General features: G+C 39.5%; 1 protein-coding gene. It reads right to left on the bottom strand.

What is annotated here, in order from left to right:
- The coding region (locus ACQR30_RS03950) for a TonB-dependent receptor domain-containing protein (RefSeq protein ID WP_429731568.1) at positions 1–1,027 on the bottom strand (1,027 nt) is incomplete at both ends.

Raw genomic sequence — 1,027 nt, 5'->3', positions numbered from 1 at the left:
GGCCTATGTATAACGGCACCACTGGCATCTTTTGCAAGTGTCGCCTCTTTATCTTTATAAACGCCTTGAAACCTATAACCATAGAAAGAGCCGAAAGGATTATTTACCTGCATATAAGTTTTGTAAACACCATTGGTCGTAACATTTCCTTTTTCAACGGGATAGAATGGCGAGATCTCCCTTAGCATATTTTGATTACGGGCAAGATTAAAATCAAAATCCAGTTTCCAGTTTCCACTGTTATATGGTTGCGTTTGCAACGTAATTTCAAAGCCTTGGTTGTCCATTGTTCCGACATTCATATTCACATCATTGAATCCATTGATAGATGGTATCTCAAGACCGTTAAACAATAAATCCTTGGTGCGGTTACGATAAATTTCAGCATCAATAAAGAACCTGTTTTTAAACATAGCTAAACTGATTCCCAGATTACTTCCCTCGACCGTTTCCCATTTTAGGTTATTCAATTCCATATTGGAAGGGTAAACGCCTGCCTGGCCCATAAAACTCCAGTCAATATTGTTATATACATTATAGAAAGAATAATCTTTAGATGGTGCATTACCACTCTGACCGTAACTTACACGCAGGCTGAGGTCATCTATAAAGTCTAATTTTGATAAAAATTTCTCACCCGAAACCCGCCAACGACCGGATATAGAAGGAAACAATCCAAATCTGTTGCTGGGTGATAATCTGGAGGTGCCGTCGCCCCGCAGCCCCGCATTGATAATATATTTATCCAGATAACTATATTGTCCATTAAACAGTAAGCTCCCATTTGCCGTCTGTGTCGAACTGGAGCTCAAAGCAGACTGCGTACCATTGACTCTTGAAGCAATAGAAGGGTCTTGTAGATAAGAGGATGCTGTATTGGAGGTACGGGCCTGATAGGAAATATTATTAGAACTATAGGTCATCATATTTATTAATCCCATAAAACTATGCTTCGTATTTTTGAACTCCGGTGTCCATACCAGTGACGCCTTGGTTTGCACAGAAAATGCATCATTATCACCATCAT

It is taken from the genome of Arachidicoccus sp. (genome assembly GCF_050436765.1).
Taxonomy (GTDB): Bacteria; Bacteroidota; Bacteroidia; order Chitinophagales; family Chitinophagaceae; genus Arachidicoccus.
This window is presented reverse-complemented; position numbering and strand designations above follow the sequence as displayed.